Source organism: Sinorhizobium medicae (genome assembly GCF_007827695.1).
Taxonomy (GTDB): Bacteria; Pseudomonadota; Alphaproteobacteria; order Rhizobiales; family Rhizobiaceae; genus Sinorhizobium; species Sinorhizobium medicae.
The window spans coordinates 62,512-86,139 of record NZ_VITA01000014.1; the positions used below are offsets into that span (position 1 = coordinate 62,512).

Here is a 23,628-nt window from a genome sequence, read left to right on the forward strand (position 1 = left end):
TGCGCGTGGGTCGGCGCGACGACGGAGAGCGAAACGGCAAAGGCAACGAGGATTCTTTTTAACATCCCACTCGACCTTTCAATTGGCTACCACGATATCGGGAAGGGTCCACGTCTTGTCGAAGAGAGGCTTTTGCGGGCCGTAGAGGCGGAAAGCACTTCGAAGCGGCCCCCGGCTTTCGTGGGTGTCCAGTTCGATTCTTTGCCGGACGGCGCGTCGGGGCCGAAGTATAGATCAACAGTCCCGTCCTCGTTCACCTGAAGCCCCGGCGTCTGCGAGGATTTGCTGGGGCTCGCGACATCGCGGATCAGCGCGTGAGTAGCCCTGTCATAGACCACGGCCGACCAGTACTGCGTGACTGGCACGTTTGCGGGGATGGTGAGCTTGTACGCCTTTCCTCCGTCGAGGGGCGCCCCATGCTTGTCCTTTGTCGACATCAGGTAGAATTGCCCCGCACCGAGGTGCTTAACCGTGCTGAAAGCCCAATAATCTGTGACGCCCCTGGCGTCGATGGCGTAGCTGTCTGGCGACTCGTAGAAGCTGTCGGACACCTCCATCAATTCCGGAGATGCGGGCACGGCCCAGTGCGTGTCCTTGAAGTACGGAGCGAATGTCGTTTCATAACGGAAGTCGAACCAGGCATGCGCTTCGTCAACGGCGCTTTCAAGCACCTTTCGGGCAGACTCGTCTGGATTGAACGGCTTTCCCTTCTCGATGCCGATGGTCTTCAGCATGTCGACCATGACTTTGTCCCGAGACAACCATGGTTCGTACTGGACGACCCGGTTGAGCGACTGGAAAAAGCTGAGGTCATAGCGGATGGTGGAGTCGAACATCTGTCCGAGAACGTCGATGAACTTCGTCTTCGACGGGCTGGCTTCCTGTGCCAGCGGATAGAGTTTGACCTTCAAGCCGTAATCGACGGCGCGCCTGGCCGCATCTGGCCCACTGCCATTGATCACGGACCGGAGCAGACCGAAGCCCTCATAGGTCGAAGACGGCAGGACGATAAAGCCTTCGGGAGGCTTCTCCTTGTAGTCGGGCGGCAGGATCAGATACTTCCCGCCTTTACCCTGGTCCACGCCCGCCGGGCCGACGTCCTCCAGTGCCGCCTGCCACACGTCCATCAGCGTTCCCGTGATCGATCCATCTTCTCCCGCAGGAGGGATTTCGATCACAATCGGTCCGGCCATCTTCGTGTCCCAGAAAGGCTTGAAGTAGATCGTGTCCGGGTTGGGTGTGAGTGTCTGGTTCCTCCAGTCGAACAGTCCGCCCCAGTAGACGATCTGGTTGAAATCGCCGCCTTTTTCCTTGAACGCTTGCAGCATCCGGTCGAAGTTCACCACCGGAATGCCCCAGTTGACGGCTTCGACGGCCCGCCTCTCAATGGTTCGGTTTCGAAGCTCGTCCGTCGTGAAACCAGCTGCAGTGTCGGCCGTCGAAATCGATAGGGCGAGCGCGAGGAAAATCGGCGAGTGCTGCATGCGAGGCTCCTCTGCGTTTGTTGACGAGGATGCTGCAAGGCCTGCGTGTCGACAAGTGCCTAAAAGTAAAGGTGACAGTCACCTCGTCGTTGCCTTATCTGCGACCAGTCGCCCTCGACCCCAAGCTGGAGCCCGACACTACGCAGTCGCGCCGGAGAATGGCCCAGAAGGCTTGGTTCGAGACTTGCGATGACCTTCCTGTTCCCCAATAGCAAAGCCGCCGCACCTCTCGTTGTAAATTAACGCGCCTGCTACCGTAGGCACTTTCCTGAAGATCTCGGCGCTCAATCTTCTCGCCAGAGTTACGTAGCCGCCGGAACACGATTGGCGCAATCATGTCTCAACCACCGGTTCATGGAACGATAATGGAGAGTCCGCTGGGTCACCGCTCGGAACCGCCGGTCGATGCCTTCTGATCGCTGACGTTGTACAACGCCTCTGACAAGATGCTCGTTGAGAACCTGATCCAGCACTACAAGGTTGGAACGGATACACAAGGGCTGAAGAAGGGACCGGATGGATGGCTTACGATTGCCATCCAGAACGCGCAGCCGTCAGACGAAAACCTAAAACTGGCTGCCCGCCCCGAAAGGAGATTTCTACCTGTTCCTGCGCCTGTATCAGCCGAGCGACGCGATTTTGAGCGGGACCTAACCGTTGCGGCAGGTCACCCCGGAATAGTAGCCAACTGCACTCTGTATGCAACGCCACACGGCGGAGGACGAAAGATGCATCTCATTCGAAAGGTGGCTTCGACCACCGCCTAGCTTGCTACCCTGGCCGTTTCGCCGATCGTTTCGGCGCAGGACGGCACGGAAACTCTTGGACGCCACCCGCCTGCAGGTGCGACCGCCTCGGTCAAGGACTTCGACTACCCGATGATACCAGAGGGCGTTTGAAAGCGGTCCTCTGGAATATGCCTGCAATAGCGATCCACAGTTTCCGACGGGCGGCGTTTGATAATCTCGGCGTAAAGGACAACGACATCATAGCCTATTCCGGCACGGGAACGCCGAAGCTGGAAGCGATCACTGCCAATAGCACGACACCTTACATCACGGCCTTCACGGACCTTCGCAAAGGCCCGGTCGTGCTGGAAATCCCAGCCGCCAGCGATGAGGGCAGCGTCTATGGTCAGGTGGTGGATGCGTGGCAGTCTACCATCGCCGATGTTGGCCCATCGACTGGACGGAGGCAAGGGAGGCAAGTTGCTGTTTACGCCTCCCGGCTATGAAGTGACGATACCTGCTGGATATAATCCCGGTCGCCTCACCGAACTACCGCATCGCCTTTGCCTTTCGCTCGGCAAGAGCGTAGCGGATGCCTATGCCTATGCCTACGCCAAGAAGCTGCGAATGTACTCCCTGTCCGAGGCCGACAGCCCGCCCAAGCAGCGCTTCGTCGATCCGATCAATGACCGATATCCGACGCTGCCCTTCTATGACGAGCGTCATTTCGAAGACATGGCTGACATCATGAGCGTCGAGCCGGTCAAAGAACAGGACAAGGTCATGATGGGCATGCTGCAGTCGCTTGGCATCGAGCCCGGCAAGCCATTTGCGCCGGATGAGAAGACGAAGAAGGTCATGCGGCAAACGGCTATCGATGCGTGGTTCTATTTGCAGGAGTGGTTCGACAATATCCCGAAAGACCGCCTCTATTGGCCGGACCGCCACTACGCCTCGCTGCTCACGACCGACGCCAACCTCGCTTCACTTTTTACCTACGACGACCACATCGATCTGATTGCTCCGGCCGCAGAATATTTCTGGTGCACCTACATGCCCGAAGAACTGACGGATAGCCCTGCAACCCAGTATCTGATGGCGATGGCTGACAAGGACGGCAAGTCACCGAAGCCGGGAAACTCTACAAGCTCGACGTTCCGGCGGAAATGCCCGTCAAGCAATTCTGGGCTCTGACGGTCTATCCCCGCGCCACTATGTCTTTCATCTACCATGACAGCAATCGCACGACGCTTTCGTCGTATGATGACGACAACATGAAGAAGAACGCCGATGGCGGTGTGACGATCTATGTCGGTCCGAAAGCGCCCGTCGGCCTGGAATCGAATTGGTTACCGACGGCAGGTAAACGACCGCTTCCCGCGATGCGCTTTACGGCGGAACGGATGCTTTGAACGACAAAACGTCCAAGGTGCCTGATTTTGAGCTGGCGGATTAACAGAGGGGTAGTCTGTCTGTCCGCTCCTCGAAACGTAGTTGGATACTCGATGTCGATCCTGGGTCTGGCGTGATGGCCGCCTACCGGCACCGCCCTGGAGTGGGTGTCCACTAGGTGCTAGTGGACACTATGGCGGCAACTGATGTCGTGAATGAGTGAGCCGCGTGGACCCGTCGTTATTTTTCAGCTGAACTTAACGTTGCGATCAGTCCACAGGCTGATACTGCACCCCAGTAATCAGCTTGCAACCTGAAATCGGTATTCAGCCTACGGACTGATATTGTGGCGCTGAAAATCAAGCTACAGTCTGAGAGTTCTATGAAGAGCGATACTCACAAGAGAGCCCGCCTGCGCCTCGACGAGAGGCTTCAGGCGCTACAGCCCTCTGACCGGTTCAGGGCGCCCCCGCAGGGATGGGTACGCGCTCTGCGCGACGCTCTCGGCATGACGCGCAGCTCGGCTCGCGCATTGGCGTTCGGCCCCAAACTATCGAAGCGATTGAGAAGTCAGAAGCAGCAGGGACGATCCAGCTCAATACGCTGCGCCGCGCCGCCGAGGCTCTCGATTGCACGCTTGTCTATGCCCTCGTTCCAAACAGCTCGCTTCAAGCTGTCGTTGAGGCTCGGGCACGCAAGATCGCGATACGCGAGCTGCAGCGCGTTGCGCACACGATGCGGTTGGAACTCAAGGGACGGAGAATGCAGACTTCGAAGCTCGCGTCCAAGCCTACATTCGCGACAAGCTCTCTGAACGCGATCTCTGGAACGAAACATGACGGATCTCTTCCAAGAGCCTGATGACGCAACGCCGCGTGAGCCGCACGAGCGAGAGGGCCTGCTACAAACCTGGATCACCCACCGCAGCGACCTCAACGAGGCCGAGCAGGAAAACATCGTCGAGGGTGCGGCCTGGGCGCGCGGCCGCCGGCGTTTGCCCCTTGAGCAGATGCTCACTGAAGACTTCATGCGGTCACTGCATAAGCGAATGTTTGGCGACGTTTGGCGATGGGCCGGTTCGTTCCGGACGACGGAGCACAACATTGGAGGTCAGGCCTATCGCATCGGAATGGAGCTCACGAGTCTATTGGGCGACACCCGCTATTGGATCGAGCATGAAACTTTTCCGCCGGAGGAGATCGCGATCCGGTTCCACCATCGGCTGGTCGCTATTCACCCATTTCCGAATGGAAACGGTCGTCATGCGCGACTGGCGGCTTATCTTGTGATTCAGGGCCTTGGGGGAGCCTTTCAGTTGGGGCGGCGGTAGTCTAGCCGACGTGGGTCAACAGCGCGCACGTTACGTCGCAGCACTACGCGCAGCGGACAATCATGACATCGGGCCGCTGCTGGAATTCGCGCGCAATTAAGTGCTGTTTCGCTGCGTCACGTAATTACCAATAGAACAGGTAGACTGCGCACATGCTCGATGAGCTGCTCAAGTAGCTTTAAAGATGTCGGGTTGCAAATTCCGAGGCATTCCGCCCCCTGATTCCGAATGATGCCGCCCCCTGCTTGGGCTGTTCGTCGGGGTCCTGCTGGTGAGACGTTCGTCCTTTCAGTTGCGCTGAGAGGAAGGAACGCGATGCCAGCGGAGAGACTAAGATGCGGCGTGTCCGCGAGATTCTGAGATACAGATTTGAAGATAAGCTTGGTCACAAGTCGATTGCGCTGCGGGTCGGTGCGGCTCCCTCGAGGGTGCGTGAGACACTGCGCCGTGTTGAGATCGCAGGCCTGTCCTGGCCGCTTGGGGAGGATGCTGGAAGCGGCTTTGTACAAGGCCGCGGGAACGAAGACAGGGCACCGCCGCAGCGCTGAGCTGGATTGGGCCCATGTTCATCGCGAGCTCAAACGCAAGCATGTGACGTTGCAGATACTTGAGACGAATATATCGGCCTTCATCCTGACGGGTATCGCTATAGCCGCTACTGCGATCATTATCGTGGCTGGGCCCTGAAGCTGCCGGTGACGATGCGCCAAGACCATGCGGCCGGCGAAAAGCTCTTTGTCGACCATGCCGGCGACACGGTCTCGGTAGTCATCGATCGACTATCGGGGAAAACGCGGCAAGCCCATCTGTTCGTTGCTGTGCTCGGGGCAGCCAAGCGCGCACTGGCTTCGCAAAGCCCTTGATATGATGTGAGCCAAGGTCGGCAAGGTCGAACAGGCCACTGACGAGTTGCCGTGTACTCCGGCTGATCACCACACCATTCGGCGTGGCGAGCGATTGCAGCCGTGCTGCCAGATGCGGTGTTTGACCGACGACGGACCTCTCTTGCGCCTCCCCGACTCCGATAAGCTTCCCGACCACCACGCCACCGGTTGCGATACCGACACGGATCGCCAGCGACAGGTCGTGCTTCGGCCTAAGGCTGTGAATAGCCTCCACCGCTGCGAGGGGTGCTCGGGAACGATCAGAACAGTCCAGGACCTTATTGTCCTTTGGGGCAGAATGGGAGCTTCGGCGAGGGAGCGGCTATCCGCTCGGTTTTGGTGCAATACAGAGTGTGCGCCACGCTAATGACACTGCAGGGTTGATCTGTTAGGTTAACGTAACTTCCCGATGCAAAGGACGCGCAGTATGGTTCGAGCCTGCAGGGTTCCACCACGCCAGACTGTCATCGGATTTTTGTGTCTTCTGTTCGTCTTGATCATTCCGACAGTGGAAACCTGCTCGGCGGAAATCATCGGCCGGGTTCCGCGCGTCCTCATTCTCTATCCCTATGACGAGAGGCTTCCCGCGACGACCTTCGCAGGCGAGACAGCACGGGCACGGCTGCTAGAGTCGACCGAAGGCCTGGTCGACCTGTTCTCGGAGTTTCTCGACCTTTCGAGATTTCCCGAGAAAGTTCACATCGACCGAATGGCGCGGTATCTCGGCGAGAAATACCAAGAACGACGTCCGGATGTGGTGATTGCGATCGGTGAGGAGGCAACGAGCTTCATCATCAAGTACCGCAACGCGATCGCTCCCGAAGCGAAGATCGTGTTCTCTGGTTTTAGCGGCGCCGACGCCGCCAAGATGAAGCTGCCAGACGACGTATTTGGAGCCTTCAGCGACTATGACATCGCGAAGACGCTCGCCATGGCGCGCCGACTCCAGCCGGACGCCCGCGAACTGTTCATCATCGGGGGGTCCGCACCCTTCGATCGTTCCTGGATCGCGACGGCGCGCAAGGATCTTGCCGGCGCCGCGGGCGGTCTTAAACTGACTTACTTCGAGGATCTCACGATCGATGAATTCGTGGATCGCGCCTCTCGTGTGCCGGCGGGAAGTATCATTCTGGTGCTGACCATTCTCAGTGATCGCAGCGGCCGAAACTTCATTCCGCGGGACGCGCTTGAACGGATAGCCGGCAAGGCCAACGCTCCCGTGTATGGGCCCTATGCCACTTACATCGGCCACGGCGCAGTCGGCGGCAACACGGTCACCTTCGAGTCGATGGGAGCGGCTGTAGCCGAACTGGCCGTCGCCGCGATTGCCGGAAAGCCGATTGCGAGTGTCAAGGTACCGCAAACCTATGTGGCCGATGCGAGACAGCTGAAACGCTGGGGGTTGCCGGAGAGCGCTCTCCCATCCGGTACGGTCCAGAGCTTTAAAGAGAAAAGCCTTTGGGAACAATACTGGCCAGCGATCGTCGGTATTGTCGCCGCGCTTGCGCTTCAGGCCGTGATCATCACAGGTCTTCTGGTGGAGCGGCATCGTCGGCGGGGCGCGGAGCAGGAATCGCGTCTCCGCCTCCTCGAATTAGTGCATCTCAACCAGTCGGCAACGGCGGGAGCCCTATCGGCATCGATCGCTCATGAACTGAGCCAACCGCTCGGCGCAATCCGCAGCAATGTCGAAACCGCTCAAGCCCTGCTTTGGAACATGAATCCGAATATCGATCTCGTCCAGCAAATTCTCGCCGATATCCGCGACGACGATCAGCGTGCCAGCGATATTATTGTTCGGCTGAGAGGACTGCTGAAGAAACGAAGTGAGATCGACTGGCAGGAGTTCGACCTCAATGACGTGATCAGCAGTGCCATTCAGATTCTTCACGCCGAGGCCGAACAAAAACGCGTCGTGGTCAGTTCAAAACAGCCGGCCCGGAAGCTGCCGGTGCGGGCCGACAAGGTGCATCTCCAGCAGGTCATTCTCAATCTCGCCACCAATGCGATCGACGCCATGGTCGATGCGGCCACGACGCACCGAGAGCTTGTCTTCCAGACCGCACTGATGGAGGAATCCAAGGTGGTGCTGTCTATTTCGGACACCGGTCGCGGCATCCCCAGGGATCAGCTCGACAGCGTTTTCAATGCGTTTTACACGACCAAGCCGGCGGGCACTGGGCTTGGACTTTCCATCGCCCGCGCGATAATTGAAACCTATGGCGGCAAGATATGGGCAGACAATCGCGCTGAAGGCGGCGCTGTTTTTCGCTTCGTCCTGCCCCTTGCCCAGCATGGATGAACCGCAATGGACCCGATCGTTCACATCGTCGACGACGACAAATCCTTTCGGACCGCCTTGGCGCGGTTGATGGGCGCCGCCGGATTTCGCACAGCCACGTACGAGTCAGGCGAAGACCTTCTGGCGCGCCTGTCAGACCCCGAGGCCGGATGCATTCTACTCGACCTGCACATGCCAGGCTTGAGCGGTCTGGAGCTCCAGGACCAACTCGCCGAATGCGCTCCAATGCTGCCGATCGTGTTTTTGACGGGGCGAGCCGAAATCAGGGCAACCGTTCAAGCGATAAAGGCAGGCGCTGAGGATTTCCTGGAGAAACCGGCCTCCAGGGAGGCGTTGCTGGAGGCGGTCGATCGAGCATTGCGCCGCTGTGATGCACGGCGTGCCGAATACGATCGCATCCATGCACTCAAGGCACGTCTGGTGAGCCTGACCCCGCGGGAATTCGAAGTGTTCGGCCTGATCACCCGCGGCAGGCGCAACAAGCAGATTGCCTATGATCTAAGTACGTCCGAACGGACGGTCAAGGCGCACCGGCGTAGCGCCATGGAAAAGCTCGGGGTGGGTTCGCTGGCCGAGGCAGTTTCGATCGCGGAGAGATTGGGACTACTTAATCCGATGGCAAAGCCGCCGCAGCACCAGAATAAACGGCGCGCTTCCCCATAGGACAATATCAAAATTTCCAAGTTGGTCATACGATCATCATGATCGGAGCTGGTTCATGCTTTCCGCATGGGGCTCCAGAAAGGCATAACTTGGAAAGCCCACCACGCGAAGTGGCTGTCGTGGAAGACGATCCGAGCATGCGGAAGAGCGTCGCGCGGCTCCTGAACGCACATGGTTTTGCGACGGAGGTTTATGCGTCGGCCGAAGCCTTTCTGAGCTGCGCCAGTCAAAACCGGTTTGGTTGCATTGTCCTCGACATTCATCTCAGCGGCATGTCTGGCATCGAACTGTGGCACCGACTGAAAGACACCGATTTCCGGATCAAGGTCATCTTCATCACGGCCTTGGACGATGGGGTGCTCGAAGCGGAGGCGATGAAAGCGGGATGCGTGGCGTATCTTCACAAGCCATTTCCGGCCGACGCTCTGATCGGAGCTGTCAACAGAGCATTGGGTGCTTAGCAAGGCGATGCCGTCTATCGCGCCTGTTGCAGCGTTTCGATGCTCTAGCTGCTTAATCCGGGTGCCCCACCCCAAGCAATCAGGTCGAGCAATAAGATCGGCGCTATTGACGCCGATCCCGAAACGGGACCGCAGCGGCTTCCAGGCTGCCAGTTATCGTCATCACGGTGATCGTAAAAGCGGCCGCGGCCAGTTTCGGTTGCGCCTCCAATCGGCAGAAGCCCTTTCCGCCGGAAGCGCCGACTGTCGCCGTCAAGAGCGCCCTTGGATCCTCGATGCATGTCACCAGAACGCGTGCAGCGGGTTTAGGACAAAGACATGCAAAAAACAAGATTTGAAGCGCTCCCATGAATTCGATTGAACTCGACGTGGTTCAAGGCGCGCCGATCTTGCGAAATTTGCCGAGCAACGCGGGTCGATCTTACCAGCGGTCGGCGGGTTCAGACGACTTCCCCTAAGGACAATATCGCTCAGTGAAGAAACGCGTAAGCTGGGATGAGTTGTTTAAGCAGCCGCGCTTGATTGCCCCCTGGTTACAAGCGCATAACCTAGGAAGGAGCATGACATGAATCGCCTTGCAACTTTTTCGATGATCGCCAGCCTGTCCGCCCTGAGCTTCGCTGGAATCGTGCACGGCCAGGGCGCCGAAATGAACTGGCCTAAAGAAATTGAGCAAACCGTGCGCAGCCACAGCGGCGACAAGATCAATGTCGTCGACGTCAGCACACTCTCGGAGCAGGACCAAACACGCATGTGGGTCGACAATGCCACGCCGGAACAACGCGCGGCGCTGCTCGAGGCCGTCGAAGCAAACAAGCCCTTGGCTGAAAAGCTGAAGGCACAGAATGTCGAGATGAACAACATCGGCGGCGCTGAGCAGGCGGCTGATGGCGGGCTGACGATCTACGTTCGCTAATCTCTGTTCGGTGAAGCGGGGTGCGAACGGTATCCGCAGCCGCATCCCGCTTCAGAGTCAAGGGCGCCGGGCACATCGACTCCGTCGCCATGATGTAGGTGTCTTCGGCACTTGGACGGTTCATGCTTGCATTCGCGTTCGTGTTGTTGCCGGTCATGCTACGTCTAGGAGCCTTTCGGCTGCTATACGCAAGAGCGCCGCTTGGGCAAAGCCCTGCTGCCGCACGTGTCGATGCTGCGACGGCGCCTCGCCGTCACCGCGGTTCGGATCTGGTCTTTTCGGGCTGATCGCGGCCTGTCTGTGGCGTCTCTTCTCACGGGCCTCCGTTAGTGCCTCCTGAGCTGCGTGCATCGCGCGCTAGGAAGAGGAGCAAATGCACTTGTCATCAACCGCCCGCGCTGCCCTGCCCGCCTTGGCAGCTCTGATCGCCGCCTATCTTCTGCTTGCCTATTTCCTGGTGCCCGAGATGTGGATCTTTCGCGAGCATCGCCTTCCACACTTCGATTCGATGGTGACGGCGACCGCCGATGATATCCCCGGTGACCCGATCAACGTCGGTCTGGTAGGCTCAAAAGCACAGGTGATGGGCGCCTTTGCGGCTGCTGGTTGGCATGCCGCCGATGCAATTACCTGGCGCTCCTCGATCGACATCGGCCTTAGCGTTGTACTTCACAGGCCGGACAGCGCCGCACCGGTAAGCCCGCTGTTTTATCGCGGCCGAAAGCAGGACCTAGCCTTCGAAAAAGCGGTTGGGAACAGCGCCGATCAACGTCATCACGTGCGGTTCTGGCAAACGGATCAGAGCGACAACTACGGCCGACCGTTCTGGTTCGGTTCGGTCACCTTCGATCGCGGGGTCGGACTCAGTCATGACACAGGTCAGATCACTCATCACATCGCCGCAGACGTTGACGTCGAACGAGACGGTCTTATCCGTGACCTGCAAGCCGCAGGGCAAATTGCGTCAACCTACGACATCGGCGGCGTCGGGGCGACGATGAATGGTCGCAACGGTGGCGGCGATTCCTACTTTACCGATGGCTTCGCGTTAATCGGCATTGTGCGAGCAGAGCCGAGAACAGGCAAGGCCCGCGCTAATACTTCCCGGTAGATAGCTAAAGCAGTTAAGCGCGATTGCTAAGGCTTTGAAGGACCCACTGACGCGTCGCCAACTAGGCTCGAATGCTGCTCGCGGTCATGAAGATCACTTGAATGTCGGTAACAGCCCGTTTCAGGTAGTGCCTACATCGATGCCAGACATGCCGCCAATATGGATGTCAAGAACAACGCAACGGGTTGAACCTGTCTGGACCTTGTTGAGAAAGCTCTCGGCTGTCGGCTATCCTTCTGTCATGATGCCGTGCGCATTCAACAGCCTTTCGACGCTTCTGCGCATACTTGCATCATCATCGACTACAACCACGGTGCCAGGTGAATTTTCCAAGGAGAGCACCTTTCGGGGCCAAACCGACGGCGGACCCGAACCAAATCTGCGACTATCTTAGCAAGCCCAGAGCGGCCGCTATTGTCCTTTGGTGAACCCTCAAGGGCGGGAATGGTCGCCGATGGTCCCGACAAGTCCCAATCTCTCGGCGATGGAAACCGTTTCGGCCAGCGACCTTGCGCCGATCTTCTCGATGAGAATTGTGCCTATGGGCCTTGATCCTCCTTTCCGACCCATCGGTCCGCAAGGTGGGCGATGTCGCCTGGCCGAGGAGGCAGCCTTCAAATCCGACGACGGATTTCGCGACGCTCAAGGCGGACATCTAACCAAAGAATGCCGCCAAGACCTGGCTCAATGCACGGCTAGGAGGAATCCAGAACGCGGCGTCCTAGTCTTCATCCAATGGCTTCAACAACCGGTTCGAAGACTCGGTCTGTCGCTTCGTGCAGATCGTTCACGATTCCGGCGTCAAGAGTGCGCCCATACTTGGCCGTCGCGCGGCAGGCTTCTGGCGTGTGGTTATGACCGAGAAATCACCAACTATACCCGCAACACGTTGGAAGCGCAGTTCCAATATCTCGCCGCCTATCCGGAGGTGAAAGAGGTATCGATCCTCGCGAATTCAATGGGCAACTGGCTGGCACTCGAAGGCTTGCGGCAGATGGATATACGCAACGACGGTCCTTCGCCGAAGTTCAAAAACGTGATGCTTGCGGGTCCCGACGTCGAGTTGCTCCGCTCGCAGATCAAGGACATCGAAGAGCGGCGGCCGCGCTTCACTTTGTTCGTATCCGCCGACGACCGGGCGCTGGCCTTCTCGCCCAAGATGTGGGCGACGTTCTCCGGCTGGGATCCATCGATCCGGAGCTGGCTCCTTACAAGGACGAGATGACAGAAGTTATGGTATGAACGAATCGCATATTCGTAAGGACGCATGTCGTCCCTCGCAGCGACGGAGGGAGAGGAGCGGGCGATGTCGAATTTTATGATGCTCGTAGTTTCCGGAGCAGTTGCCGCGGTGTCGTATGGCGTTTCGCCGCTGCTGATCGACCATCCGCAAGCGGTCGACTCGCAGACCGATTGGGAATTTTCCGTCGCACCCTATCCCTTGACGGCGGGCTACCGTGCAGCAGGGCCCGATCCTTGAACTCGCAAAAATTCTAGCACTTTTCCGAAAAGCCTCTGGGGGTACGACAATGGCATTCTCCGCATCCACGAACTTCATTTGTCTTCTGATGTTTCTCGGCGGAACAGGCTCGCTCCAGGCTCAGGAGTCCAGTTCCGATCTGGCAAAGAAGCTGTCTAACCCGATCGCTTCGCTGATCAGCGTACCGTTTCAGTTCAACTACGATCATGGCTACGGTCCGCTCGACGGGGACAAGATAACCCTCAACATCCAGCCCGTAATACCGATTTCTCTGAACGGGAACTGGAATCTCATCTCGCGCACAATCCTGCCGGTGACCTGGCAGCACGACATAGCCGGGCCATCCGGGACGCAGTTTGGCCTCGGCGACACCGTCCAGAGCTTCTTCCTTTCTCCCGCCAAGCCAACCGCGAGCGGGATTATCTGGGGTGCCGGTCCAGTGTTCCTTATACCGACCGCGACAGACGACCTCCTGGGAGGTGAGAAATGGGGGGCTGGACCGACGGTCGTCGCCCTCAAGCAGGACGGCCCTTGGACCTACGGCTTGCTTGCCAACCACATCTGGTCGTTCGCGGGCAATGAAGAACGGAATGATATCAGCAGCACGTTCGTGCAGCCGTTCCTCTCCTATACGACGCCTGATGCCTGGACCTTCGCGCTGAACACCGAGTCCACGTATGACTGGAAAGCGGAGGAGTGGTCGGTTCCGATCAATTTCACGGTTTCCAAACTGGTGAAGATCGAGGAGCAGCCGATCAGCCTTACGGCTGGCCTGCGTTACTGGGCGACTGCACCGGACAATGGCCCGGAGGGTCTTGGGATACGGGTGGCGGTGACGTTTCTGTTTCCCAAGTAATGTGAATGGGTCAGAATAGGGAGCTACGCAACGACATCGGGTGGGCAGAGAATCCGCTATTGACGGACATTGACACTGGACCCGTCGTTGCGTGACAACTTCGGTTCACGTGCTGCCGCGGACGATCGGCTTCGTTTCGCACCGATCCTGACTCTGACGCCCCGGGCTTGGGTGGCGTTCGCGACATCCCGCCAGCGTCGAACACGAGCTGACCGATGTGGGCCGCTCCCCTGATCACGCCGCTGAGGCGTGCACGCCAATTGGTCGTTGGGGAAAGAGCCGGAGCGCTGCAAGGAGGTACTCGGGCGCATTGACGTCGGTAAACCCTTGACAATCCCACAACGTGGCATCCAGCTGAGCCTGAAATCCTGAAATTGCAATGACCGACCGTAAAGGAAGCTTACCGGCCGGCGCACGGTTCCAACCGATACACTATGCGACTTTCGAAGCCCAGAACGTGAACATCCTCGAAACAAGCCGTGCGGCGCTCGTGAGAACGGCTCACTTCAACCGCTGCTTACTTTAGCACCGGGCGCGATCGAGGCTCGATTCGCCGGAAGCGGACTGTCAATTCGTTGCGGAGGACGGAAGGTTTGCGCCCCAAGTCGGACACTGAGCAGAGCACGGTGGTATCCCAGAAGCGGGCATGCATACATGCCGCCGAGTTGCAGGTTTGCACCACTTCCAGACCTCACCTCGGAAGCTGCGATCGACGCGTTTCGACCCGTTGCGGTCCTCCAACTATGTCGCGGTGAACGACAGGTCTGCCCCCTTAAACCGGTCCTACGAGCTCGTGTCCTGCACACGAGGGCGGTTTGGGTAATACAGCCTTCCAAGAGATAGTTTCCTGTTCAATACTAGATCGATAGATCATCGCTGAAGAAAATGCCCGGTTTGCCATACCGGGCAAGTTGGCGGGAAGATGCCTCGTTCCCGCGGGGAAACTATACGCACATGACCTTATGCAGCCTGGTGAATTAGAGCCGAGCGCTTCCCTCCATGAAGGTCGGGGGCAAAAATGCACGCGGCGTTGTGGTCCGGCGAAAGGACATGTGATGCTGGTGCTCTTAGGGCGCAGTCCTCAACCGCAAGCGGACAACGTGTCCGGAATCGGCAGCCGGACGGTGGATTGGTCGGACTTGGCACTTCGCCCTTCAGCAAAGGAGCGCTGCGGAGCTTTTCAACGCGTGGGTCGACCTCGGGAACGGAGGCCAGCAACATCTGAGAGTATGGGTGGCCAGGATGATCGTACAGTTCCTGCGACGGCCCATGCTCAACGATCTTGCCTAGATACATGACGTAAACGCGCGAGGCTGCCTGCCTCACAAGTGCAAGGTCATGGGCGATGAACAGGCAGGCGACACCCAGATCCTTCTGCAAGCGCAGGAACAGGTTCATGACTTGCGCCCGGATGGAGAGATCGAGGGCGCTAACCGGCTCGTCGCAGATCAGAACTCGCGGGTTCACCGCGAGAGATCTGGCAATGGCAACGCGCTGACGCTGGCCGCCCGATAGCTCGCGTGTGTGACGGTCCCTTGCCGTATGAGGCAGACCGACCTGCTCCAATAGTTCCTTGGCCCGACGAGTTCTCTCGTCCGCCGACCTGAGGCCATCGATCAATAGAGCTTCGTCGATCGCCTCGCCAACCGTCTGACGATCGTTCAGGGACGAATAGGGATCCTGGAACACGTACTGCAGAGCCCGACGACTGTTTCGCAGTGCGGCGCCCGAAAGCGTGCTGAGGTCGACCCCGTCGAGCAGTACCCGTCCAGCACTTGCCTTCTCGAGACCGACGATGGTTCTTCCGAGCGTGGATTTTCCGCAGCCGGATTCGCCGACCAAACCGACGATCTCGCCTGGATAGAGCTCGATCGAAACATCGTCGACCGCATGGACGTACTTGCCCCGCTGGACGCTCTTGAAGCGTGTTTGCAGGTTTTCGACTTTGAGAACAGGTGCGTGTGTCATGCCGCAGCCTTTCCTTGGTTGACGACAGGGCAGGCTACGCAAACATTGCTGTCGGCGGTTGGGACCATTGGTGGGCGCGCCCGAGTGCATGCGGCCACTGCGAACTCGCAGCGCGGCGCGAAAGCGCAGCCCTGGATGGGTGCGCCGAGCGTTGGGGGCACACCGGGCAGCCCCCGGAATTCGGAGCCGATCGGATCGTCGCGCCTCGGAATCGCGTTGATCAGGCCCCTTGTGTAGGGATGACGAGGATTGACGAGGACCTTGTCCACCGGCCCGCATTCGGCAGCCCGTGCCGCATACATGACGACGATGTTGTCGGCCGCACCGGCGACGACGCCCATGTCGTGGGTGATCAAGACCATCGCCATGTTCAGGCGCTGCTGCAGGTCCTTCAGCAAGCGGAGAATCTGTGCCTGCACCGTGACATCGAGGGCAGTCGTCGGCTCGTCGGCGATGAGCAGCTTCGGCTCTCCAGCAAGTGCAATAGCAATGACGATCCTCTGTCTTAGGCCGCCCGACAATTCGTGCGGATATTGACTCAGCCGAGCGGCAGGATCTGAGATTCCGACAAGTTTGACGAGGTCGAGTGCCCTCGCCTCTGCTGCGCGAGGGCTCATGTTGAGATGCAGCTCCGCCATTTCGGCGATCTGCCGCCCGATACGTCTGACCGGGTTAAGCGCGCTCATCGGATCCTGGAAGATGAACCCGATGGACTTGCCGCGCAACTTGCGGACTTCCGGCTCGGAGAGGCCGATCAGCTCCTGCCCCTCGAACCGTACCGAGCCGGAGAGATTCGTCGTCACGCCCGTTGGCATCAGGCCGAGCGGGGCGAAGTTCATCACGGTCTTGCCGCTACCACTTTCGCCGACTATGGCGAGACACTGACCCTGCCGGATCGCGTAACTGACACCGTCAACCGGGCGCAGCGCGGATTTCGCGGTCAGCAGATCAACCGTCAGATTCTTGACGGACAACAATGGTTCATTTTGCATCGAGACTCTCCTTCCCCCAACCTGCGACCTCGATGCGGCGCGCCGCTAGCGTGCGCCGGGTGAGTGGCTTCGGAATGCGGTTGAGCGCTATCGATTCGCCAAGGGTATTGAAGCCGATGACCGCCGCGGTCAGGGCAAGGCCTGGCAGGAGCACCTGGCGCGGGTCGGACTCGAGATAGGGCAACGCGTCAACGAGCATTTGACCCCACTCGGGCGTTGGTGGCTGAATCCCGAGGCCCAGAAAGCTAAGCGTGGCGACTGCAAGTGCTGCGACACCGGCGTCGGCCGTCGCATAGACCATCACCGCACCGATCGTGCCTGGCAGCAGATGATTGAAATAGATGCGCCAGGGGCTGGCGCCCAGTACGCGCAACGCCTCGATATGCGGCTTGCTCATGATGCTGACGGCGACGGCGCGGCTGATGCGGCCGCTCATCGGCCACCAGGCGAGAGCGAGCGCCAACACCATTGTCCAGTAACCAGGGCCAACGATGCCGATGACAGCGAGCGCGATGATCAGGCTCGGTATGGAAAGACCCACGTCGACCACACGCATCAGAACATCGTCGACCCAGCCGCGGTGGTAGCCGGCGATCGTCCCCATGGCGATGCCGATCGTCATGGCGATGCCGAGAACAGAGCCGACGCTGACCAGCGACGTGTTAGCCGCGATAAGCAGGCGGCTGAGAGTGTCGCGGCCGAGATGGTCGGTCCCGAGCCAATGGGCGGCACTCGGACCAGAGCCGGCCTCGAGGAGGTTCTGGGCGCTCGGGTCCTGAGGAGCCAACCAGGGCGCAAAAGTACCGAGGGCGACGAACAGTCCTATGGTGATTAAGGCCGCTCTGGGAATCTTGTTCAGTCTGGCGAAGAGAGGTTTCAGGTTCTTCATGATCAGCTCCATTGCCGCCTGATGCGAGGGTCGGTCAGAAGCACTGCGAGATCGACAATCAGGTTCACGAGGATAAAGAAGGTGAGAAAGATGAGCAGGCATGCCTGCACCACCATGAAGTCGCGGAAGCGAACGCCGGCGAGGAAGTAATCACCCAGCCCCTGCCAGGAGAAGAGCGGCTCGACGATGATCGCCGTAGCGGTCATGAGCCCGACCTGGGTGCCAAGCGCATTGATGAACAGCGGGGTGATGTTCGGCAATGCATCGCGGAATAATATTGCGGTGCGGCTGAGACCTTTGCTCTTTGCTGTCAGAACGAAGGGACTAGACATCGCCTCTTCCAGCCCAATCCTAACGACGCGGCTGAGGACCGCAGCAGGCAGAACGGCAACCGTGAGCCACGGAAGGACCCAGGTTTCCGGACCGCTGAAGCCGAAGGAAGGTAAGAGCTGGAAGTGCACGGAGAAGGCGTAGATCATCAGTGCGCCAACGAAGAAAGTCGGTGTCGACGCGCCGAGAAGTGCCAGACCGCGGGAAACGCGGTCTGGCAATTTGTAGGGCCAAAGGGCGCCGAGGAATCCGAGTGCCAGGCTCAACAGCGTCGCAATGATAGCTGAGCCGGCAATCAGCGTTCCGGTGATGGACATACGTGCGGCAAGGTCCGCGCTGACGTCCTGGCCTGTCCTGTAGGAGATCCCGAAATCTCCGCTGACCGCGTCGCCGAACCAATCCACGTAGCGCATTAGCAGCGGCTTGTTCAGTCCTATTTCTTCGGCAACCTGCTCCACATATCCGGGCGTCGCGACCGCTCCGCGGAGCTCGGCGATCAGGACGGCGACATTCCCCGGAGCGGAGACGACGAGGGTGAAGCACACCACTGATGCAAGGAAAAGCAGGATCAGTGACTGCTGCAGCCGCTTGCTGATGAAGTGAACCACGGCAACTTCCTCCTACTCGGCGGCCAAAACGATGTTTTCGTATGGCATGTCGTATTCGGTGACGGGACTGGTGAAGCCCTGTACCCGGTTGGAATGCGCCCAGATGCTTGGTACGTAGACCAGCGGCGCAATCGCGTCGTTGTCGCGCAGCCAGTCGTAGACCTTCTGAATGGTCGGCTCGATCTGGTCTCCGGTTGCGGCCGTGGCCGCATTGATCAACGGATCGAGGTTAACCGGATCGGTAACCAGCTTGCCCTCGACATCATTCTTGAAAGTCGACAGGCACAGCCCGACGATCGAGCCAAACGGGTCATAAGGCGCGCCGTAGGTCAGGAAGAAGCCGAGGTCGTACTTCTGTTCCAGCATGTCGGTGTGCTTGGAAGCATGGTCGACCGAGCGGATCACCAGGTCGATGCCGATCTCCTTCATCTCGGACTGGATGACTTCGGCGATGATCCGTGACCCCGGCACTGCGTCCGGACTGACGACCATCTCGAGCGTCAGCGGCTTGCCATCCTTGGATCGAATAGGACCACCAGTCCAGCCGGCCTTCTCCAGCAGCGCGGACGCGGCCGCCGCGTCGCGGACGGGAGCGCCATGCTGCTTGCCGGCATAAGGCAAAGCGCTTGAGAACAAGTTACCCGCAGGCTTGGCATAGCCATGGTAGAGCACCTGAGAGATTGCCGCACGATCGATGCCGATACTGATCGCCTTGCGTACCTGCGAATCCTTGAGTGCCGCGGCGCGATCGGGATTGAACGCCATCACCAGTGTAACATTGCCCGGATCGACGACGACGTTGACGGCGGCCGCCTCGAGTTGCTTGGCCTCTTCCGGGGTCAAGGGCGCAATCCAGAAGCCGCCGACCAGATCGATCTCGCCGCTGCGCAGTGCCGCGACCCGCGAGCGCGGGTCGGGAATAACCTTCGCCTCAAGACGCTCGTATGATGGTTTGTCACCCCAATAGCCGTCGTAGCGCTCGAATGCGCTTTCGGTGTCATCCGCCTTGACTTGGCGCCAAGGGCCCGTACCGACCGGCTCTTTGAACTTGCCATCGGCTCCAACGGACATCGGGCTGAGGAAGCGTGGCGGCCGGGTGTAGGAAAGCTCTTGCATCAGCGCCAGCACGGGCTCGTTGAAGTGGAGGGTGATGTGGTAGTCGTCAACGACTTCGAGCGACTCGAAATACTTCGAGCAGTTCATCCAACTGAACTGGTCGAGCCCCATCCACCGCTCGAGATTCCACTTGCACGCGGCGGCATCGAACTTGGTTCCGTCCTGGAAGGTAACACCCTGTCGCAAGGTGAGATGTAGCGTCTTGCCACCGCCCTCGATCTTCCAGTCGGTCGCGAGACAAGGTTCGATCTGGCCTCCCCGGCCGTATTTGACCAGCGGTTCGAACATCAGGTCCTGTATCGCCCAGATTGCGTAGTGGCTTTGCGGATCGAGGTTACCTGCGGGCTTTGCGATAGCGACCCGCAGCGTGCCGCTTGCCCCTTGCGCGTATACAAGCTTGGACAAGGCGCCCTGCGCCATGACCAATCCCACGGCGCCGAATGCGCCCTGCAGGAACGTACGCCTGTTCACTGTCATTGTAGCTCCTCCCTTTGATGTCCCCGGCGCCGTCGACCGCCATCGGCTTTCAGTGCCGTTATGTATAGACAATCTGACTGTCTCATGTATACAATCTGGCGTCAAGATTGTATTTTTTTGAGCGAAACCGGTGCCCAGTAATGGTAGGTTGCGTTGAGGAGCAATTGACGAATTAGTGACACCAAAGGAGACTACTCAGCGTTTATGCGGACGAAACGCAGGATTTAAGCCGGTTACTGCTCGTTCGCTGCGCGTTAACTTGTATTATTTTTCGTATACAATCCGGTCTGTTATGCTGATCAAACTGATAAATCCAAACACGACGACCGCGATAACAGAGCTCATGGGAGAGGCAGCACACGCGCGCTCGGCATGCGGCGCAAGGCGACTGTCAGCCACGCCTTTTGTCTCGTCATGACCGACCGTGTCCGCGCCAACGCCTTGGTCGAGCAGTTGGCCCGCGAAGACATCGCGATTGCTACCACGGCGCAGCAAGTTGGCCGGCTCCAGCCGCAGCAGAATTGCGACAAGCCGGCATCCGCCTACGCGCGGGTTCAGATGGTTGGGGACACCTGGGGTCCCTACGGCAATCTCGACATGCTTGAGCGCGCGCTGTTTATCGGCTTGCGCAACAACTTCCGCAAAGACAGCGACCTCGAATATGCCCTGCATGTCTGCACGCAGGGCGGCGCCGACGTGCTGGAGCTTCAGAACTATGGTCTGTACGAGGGATCTTATGCGGACATCGTGCTCGTCGAAGCCGAGACAATCGCCGAAGCGGTCGCCTCTCGCCCCCAACGCAAGCTTGTGCTCAAGCGTGGCGAGCCGATCGCGCGCTACGGAAACGCCTTGTTTACTGCCGCGTGAGTTCCGTGGAGTCAGGTACAATAGGTAGACGCAGCTTCAATAAGGGAATAAATCGCAGGTTTCAGGCGCGTTGGGAACAACTGCATGTTTAAGGACGACAGATCAGCGGAGAAGCAGACCAGTTGGTGGCCGATCTATAAAGCTCTGCGCGATGCAATCGTAAGCCATCGGCTGGCACCCGGCACCAAGCTGCCGGAGGACGAACTGGCGTCGATCTATGCGGTTAGTCGGACGGTAGTTCGATCGGCTCTTCAGGCGCTGACACATGACAGGCTGGCGCGCCTGCAACCGAACCGCGGCACCTTCATTTCCAGCCCAAGCAAGACGGAAGCCCGCGACGTTTTTGAAGCGCGTATCCTGATCGAGCCGAAAGTTGCGGCGATAGCGGCTGGGAACGCAAAAAAGTCAGACATTGCCAAGCTGCACAAGCACATGCAGGCCGAGCATGAGGCCGTCCAGTCGGGCGACACGAGCGAGGCGATCGCTGCCTCTGCACAATTTCACATAGAAATTGCCGAGATAGCCAACCACACCGTCTTTACGGATTTTGTCCGCGAGCTCGTTTCGAACTCGTCGCTTGTCGTCGCACTATACTGGAAAAGACGCGAGACGACCTGCGAGAGCCATGCCCATGAGACCTTGATCGAGGCAATAGCAAACGGAGGCGGGTCCGAAGCCGCCGACCTGATGAAGAGGCATCTGGAGGACGTTTTGTCGGGGATGGATCTCGGCCCCGCGGAAAGAAAACAGGAGCGGTTGGCGGACATTCTCCGATTGCGCTGAGTGGGCAAACGTATCACCTGTTCGTGCCGTTCTGACCGGTGGCTTCAGTTTCCATGATCGAGCTCGCCACGACCAGGGGCTTTCCGGGCGACTTTGAAGCTGGAAGCACCAGCCTTACGAATTGCTGGCGTCCGGAAACAAAGAGAATGTAGAGCCGGTTGGTTTGCACGGGGCTGCGTTCCTCGGAAATCTTCTCGGCATCTGTCCGGGTGAAGAAATCCTTCTGAAACTGTTCTGGGTCAATGCCGGGCAAGGCGAGTGTGCAGGTGAGGACCGGCTTCCCGCCAACCGATGCTGTGGTGAAGCCGATGATGGTGCCGGCCGGGAGCCCCCCGTCCACTTTGGTCGTCAGCCATACCCGCACTGACTTCGGATCGGCGATCGGCGCAAGTTCTTCAAACGCCACTTCAGCAAGCAATTCCCAGTCGCGGCCGCTAGCATTTTGGCTCATCCGCAGGAAGCTTGGCCCCTCCGCCAAACAAATGTGGTGGAACTCTTCGACAGTCTGCGTTGTATCGCTGGCGGAACGGGCTGCCAGCGGCGCTAAAGAGAGGAGAATTGCCCCTGCCAAGGCTGTTCGGCGGCACGCGACTGAACTCATCGGCCTCTCGAGAGTTTGGGCGATGACATCTAACCCCTGAACACAGTCTTGGTTCCCCCCGAGGCTTCGTCTCGGAGATGTGCGAGTTGAGCTTGGCAAATGGCGAAAGAAGGGCGTCGGCCGCGTCGCACCCCCCGCAAAGTGTTCAAAACCTTGGTCTTGTTGCGGGCCATTACCGCCAAGCCTATAACCTCGTGTCCAGGCCCGACATACGCTCGCCCAGCCGCCTCCAGCGGTGGGCTCAACAGGTTCGCAAACCATGAAACGACCATTTCTGTTTTTCCTGCTGTCAATCGCGATGAGCACATGCTCTGCAGCAAGGGACCGAGGCAATGTCTTCCGAGGCCTCATGGCTGCTGCCTATCAAAATATCGTGTCGACGTACGAATGCCGCAACGTGATAGGAACATCTCACTATGTTCTTGCTCGGGTCGAGGCTGAGAACGCGTTTCGCTTACGGCATGCCGACTGACTCTGCGATCGCAGCAGTCGACAAAATTATGGGCAAGTCGAGAGTGCTTCGAGTCCTGCGGAGCGATCACTGAATGATTGCATCGAGTTCACGCGGCAAACTCAGAAAGATCTCAGCGAATGGCAATCGAAAATGAACGCCTTGAAATGGCAAGAATGAAGCGGTCGAACAGACTACAATTTGCTTGGACGCGACTGAACAGCCGCTGACGGGATGGCCGCCAGCGGCTGCTGTTGTCGGTTCGGGTCACATCATCTTGTTAATGTCGCTGTAGCTTCCTTCTGTTTTCAGCGTCACGGTAACATCGGCATCGGTCCGGTTGCGCCAGAACCACCCGTGCTTGCCGTTGAATGCCGCCTCGAGAACGCCTTCGGCTCCCGGAGCGCCGCGCCCCTTCTCATAGCTGGTGCTTTCGCCACCGCCGTCGCCATGCATGTCGAAGTTCACGACGCCGCCGTTGGCGCTCCAGGAGTAGGTTACCTTGGCACCGGCCGCCATCGTCAGCTTGATCTCGGTTCCTTCACCTGGCTTCAGCGTCACGGACATCTCGTCCTTCCTAACCTCCTGAGCATTGGCCGTTCCGACGAACATCTCGCGGAAGATGCGGTCTATCAGGAACGAGTCCTGTTGGGTTTCCGGTTGGCCCGAAGCGGGCTTCGCCTCTCCGCTTTCGCTCTGGCGGCGGTCGGCTTCCGCTTCCTCCGAGAGCTGGGTCTTGATCTCGCCCATCTCGGTGAGCCCCAGCACGGAGCCAGCTCCGGTCGGATCAATGCCGTACTCGGATGGCAGCACGACCGTCACGAGGATCGCGGCGGCCGCGGCCGCGGCGGCAATGGTCGATCGGATGAGCTGGCCGGAGGACGGCAGGTCTTCGGGTGCAGGTGCTTGCGAATTGAACATGTTCTGTCTCTTTCTTGT

22 protein-coding genes and 5 pseudogenes are annotated in these 23,628 nt (G+C 58.9%); 17 read left to right on the plus strand and 10 right to left on the minus strand.

Going from position 1 to position 23,628, the window contains the following annotated elements:
• Positions 1-86: 86 nt before the first annotated feature.
• Positions 87-1,484 carry a DUF1214 domain-containing protein gene (locus tag FB009_RS22135; protein ID WP_127580753.1) on the minus strand — a complete coding sequence of 466 codons (1,398 nt, stop codon included), beginning with the start codon at positions 1,482-1,484 and terminating at the stop codon, positions 87-89.
• A 446-nt stretch (positions 1,485-1,930) separates the two neighbouring features.
• Here FB009_RS22135 and FB009_RS33955 point away from each other — a divergent pair, with 446 nt between their 5' ends.
• From FB009_RS33955 to FB009_RS22160, 7 genes and pseudogenes are all read left to right on the plus strand, one after another.
• Positions 1,931-2,251: a hypothetical protein gene (locus FB009_RS33955; protein WP_408021740.1), complete on the plus strand. Its 321-nt coding sequence runs from the start codon at positions 1,931-1,933 to the stop codon at positions 2,249-2,251.
• Between the two features lie 128 nt (positions 2,252-2,379).
• A complete protein-coding gene (locus FB009_RS33245) occupies positions 2,380-2,718 on the plus strand; it encodes a DUF1254 domain-containing protein (protein ID WP_234837582.1) in 339 nt (112 codons plus the stop codon).
• Complete coding sequence (locus tag FB009_RS33250; RefSeq protein WP_234837583.1) at positions 2,693-3,406, plus strand: DUF1254 domain-containing protein; 714 nt, start codon at positions 2,693-2,695, stop codon at positions 3,404-3,406. The genes FB009_RS33245 and FB009_RS33250 overlap by 26 nt, the downstream gene beginning before the upstream one ends.
• Positions 3,379-3,624 carry a DUF1214 domain-containing protein gene (locus FB009_RS33255; protein ID WP_234837584.1) on the plus strand — a complete coding sequence of 82 codons (246 nt, stop codon included), beginning with the start codon at positions 3,379-3,381 and terminating at the stop codon, positions 3,622-3,624. Before FB009_RS33250 ends, FB009_RS33255 begins: the two co-directional genes overlap by 28 nt.
• A gap of 362 nt (positions 3,625-3,986) precedes the next feature.
• Positions 3,987-4,443 (plus strand): annotated as a pseudogene (locus FB009_RS33260) (mobile mystery protein A).
• Positions 4,440-5,034 (plus strand): annotated as a pseudogene (locus FB009_RS22155) (mobile mystery protein B). Before FB009_RS33260 ends, FB009_RS22155 begins: the two co-directional pseudogenes overlap by 4 nt.
• A gap of 235 nt (positions 5,035-5,269) precedes the next feature.
• Positions 5,270-5,782, plus strand: a pseudogene (locus FB009_RS22160) (IS21 family transposase); the annotation flags it as partial.
• On the opposite strand, the gene FB009_RS22165 reads toward FB009_RS22160, so the two are convergent.
• Entirely contained in the window at positions 5,703-6,053 is a 351-nt protein-coding gene (locus FB009_RS22165; RefSeq protein ID WP_234705130.1) for an adenylate/guanylate cyclase domain-containing protein, read from the minus strand. The pseudogene FB009_RS22160 and the gene FB009_RS22165 overlap by 80 nt on opposite strands.
• Before the next feature lie 192 nt (positions 6,054-6,245).
• On the opposite strand from FB009_RS22165, the gene FB009_RS22170 reads away from it, so the two are divergent.
• The 5 genes from FB009_RS22170 (at position 6,246) to FB009_RS22195 (ending at position 11,271) form a co-directional block, all read left to right on the plus strand.
• The gene (locus FB009_RS22170; protein ID WP_011970483.1) at positions 6,246-8,120 is read left to right on the plus strand and encodes a sensor histidine kinase; all 1,875 of its coding nucleotides are present in this window, start codon (positions 6,246-6,248) and stop codon (positions 8,118-8,120) included.
• A gap of 6 nt (positions 8,121-8,126) precedes the next feature.
• Positions 8,127-8,783 (plus strand): response regulator transcription factor, encoded by a 657-nt coding sequence (locus tag FB009_RS22175; protein WP_011970482.1) that lies wholly within the window; start codon positions 8,127-8,129, stop codon positions 8,781-8,783.
• Positions 8,784-8,821: 38 nt separating this feature from the next.
• Positions 8,822-9,244 carry a response regulator transcription factor gene (locus FB009_RS22180; RefSeq protein ID WP_011970481.1) on the plus strand — a complete coding sequence of 141 codons (423 nt, stop codon included), beginning with the start codon at positions 8,822-8,824 and terminating at the stop codon, positions 9,242-9,244.
• Between the two features lie 565 nt (positions 9,245-9,809).
• Positions 9,810-10,160 carry a hypothetical protein gene (locus tag FB009_RS22190; RefSeq protein ID WP_011970479.1) on the plus strand — a complete coding sequence of 117 codons (351 nt, stop codon included), beginning with the start codon at positions 9,810-9,812 and terminating at the stop codon, positions 10,158-10,160.
• Between the two features lie 373 nt (positions 10,161-10,533).
• Positions 10,534-11,271: an LssY C-terminal domain-containing protein gene (locus FB009_RS22195; protein ID WP_011970478.1), complete on the plus strand. Its 738-nt coding sequence runs from the start codon at positions 10,534-10,536 to the stop codon at positions 11,269-11,271.
• Between the two features lie 432 nt (positions 11,272-11,703).
• On the opposite strand, the pseudogene FB009_RS33770 reads toward FB009_RS22195, so the two are convergent.
• Positions 11,704-11,836: pseudogene (locus FB009_RS33770) on the minus strand (DNA-binding response regulator); the annotation flags it as partial.
• Here FB009_RS33770 and FB009_RS22205 point away from each other — a divergent pair.
• The 3 genes and pseudogenes from FB009_RS22205 to FB009_RS22215 all read left to right on the plus strand — a co-directional run.
• Positions 11,832-12,501 (plus strand): annotated as a pseudogene (locus FB009_RS22205) (alpha/beta hydrolase); the annotation flags it as partial. The pseudogenes FB009_RS33770 and FB009_RS22205 overlap by 5 nt on opposite strands.
• A 76-nt stretch (positions 12,502-12,577) precedes the next feature.
• The gene (locus tag FB009_RS22210) at positions 12,578-12,751 is read left to right on the plus strand and encodes a hypothetical protein (protein WP_164830014.1); all 174 of its coding nucleotides are present in this window, start codon (positions 12,578-12,580) and stop codon (positions 12,749-12,751) included.
• An 88-nt stretch (positions 12,752-12,839) separates the two neighbouring features.
• Positions 12,840-13,607 carry a transporter gene (locus FB009_RS22215; protein WP_234705134.1) on the plus strand — a complete coding sequence of 256 codons (768 nt, stop codon included), beginning with the start codon at positions 12,840-12,842 and terminating at the stop codon, positions 13,605-13,607.
• A gap of 960 nt (positions 13,608-14,567) precedes the next feature.
• Here the strand turns inward: FB009_RS22215 and FB009_RS22220 are convergent.
• From FB009_RS22220 to FB009_RS22240, 5 genes are read right to left on the minus strand one after another with little or no spacing between them, the layout of a single operon-like run.
• On the minus strand, positions 14,568-15,575 hold the full coding sequence (locus tag FB009_RS22220) for an ABC transporter ATP-binding protein (RefSeq protein ID WP_011970473.1): 1,008 nt from the start codon (positions 15,573-15,575) through the stop codon (positions 14,568-14,570).
• Positions 15,572-16,567, minus strand: a complete 996-nt coding sequence (locus FB009_RS22225; protein WP_127585840.1) for an ABC transporter ATP-binding protein — start codon at positions 16,565-16,567, stop codon at positions 15,572-15,574. Before FB009_RS22225 ends, FB009_RS22220 begins: the two co-directional genes overlap by 4 nt.
• The gene (locus FB009_RS22230) at positions 16,557-17,468 is read right to left on the minus strand and encodes an ABC transporter permease (protein WP_127580745.1); all 912 of its coding nucleotides are present in this window, start codon (positions 17,466-17,468) and stop codon (positions 16,557-16,559) included. Before FB009_RS22230 ends, FB009_RS22225 begins: the two co-directional genes overlap by 11 nt.
• Complete coding sequence (locus FB009_RS22235; RefSeq protein WP_011970470.1) at positions 17,459-18,394, minus strand: ABC transporter permease; 936 nt, start codon at positions 18,392-18,394, stop codon at positions 17,459-17,461. The genes FB009_RS22230 and FB009_RS22235 overlap by 10 nt, the downstream gene beginning before the upstream one ends.
• Before the next feature lie 12 nt (positions 18,395-18,406).
• Complete coding sequence (locus FB009_RS22240; protein WP_011970469.1) at positions 18,407-19,987, minus strand: nickel ABC transporter substrate-binding protein; 1,581 nt, start codon at positions 19,985-19,987, stop codon at positions 18,407-18,409.
• A 372-nt stretch (positions 19,988-20,359) separates the two neighbouring features.
• On the opposite strand from FB009_RS22240, the gene FB009_RS22245 reads away from it, so the two are divergent.
• On the plus strand, positions 20,360-20,854 hold the full coding sequence (locus FB009_RS22245; RefSeq protein WP_186447675.1) for an amidohydrolase family protein: 495 nt from the start codon (positions 20,360-20,362) through the stop codon (positions 20,852-20,854).
• A gap of 84 nt (positions 20,855-20,938) precedes the next feature.
• Entirely contained in the window at positions 20,939-21,637 is a 699-nt protein-coding gene (locus tag FB009_RS22250; RefSeq protein ID WP_011970468.1) for a GntR family transcriptional regulator, read from the plus strand.
• Between the two features lie 13 nt (positions 21,638-21,650).
• On the opposite strand, the gene FB009_RS32810 is transcribed toward FB009_RS22250, so the two are convergent.
• Both FB009_RS32810 and FB009_RS22260 read right to left on the minus strand, forming a co-directional pair.
• On the minus strand, positions 21,651-22,238 hold the full coding sequence (locus tag FB009_RS32810) for a hypothetical protein (protein ID WP_164820984.1): 588 nt from the start codon (positions 22,236-22,238) through the stop codon (positions 21,651-21,653).
• 718 nt (positions 22,239-22,956) lie between these two features.
• The gene (locus tag FB009_RS22260) at positions 22,957-23,610 is read right to left on the minus strand and encodes a transmembrane anchor protein (RefSeq protein ID WP_127580741.1); all 654 of its coding nucleotides are present in this window, start codon (positions 23,608-23,610) and stop codon (positions 22,957-22,959) included.
• Positions 23,611-23,628: the final 18 nt, after the last annotated feature.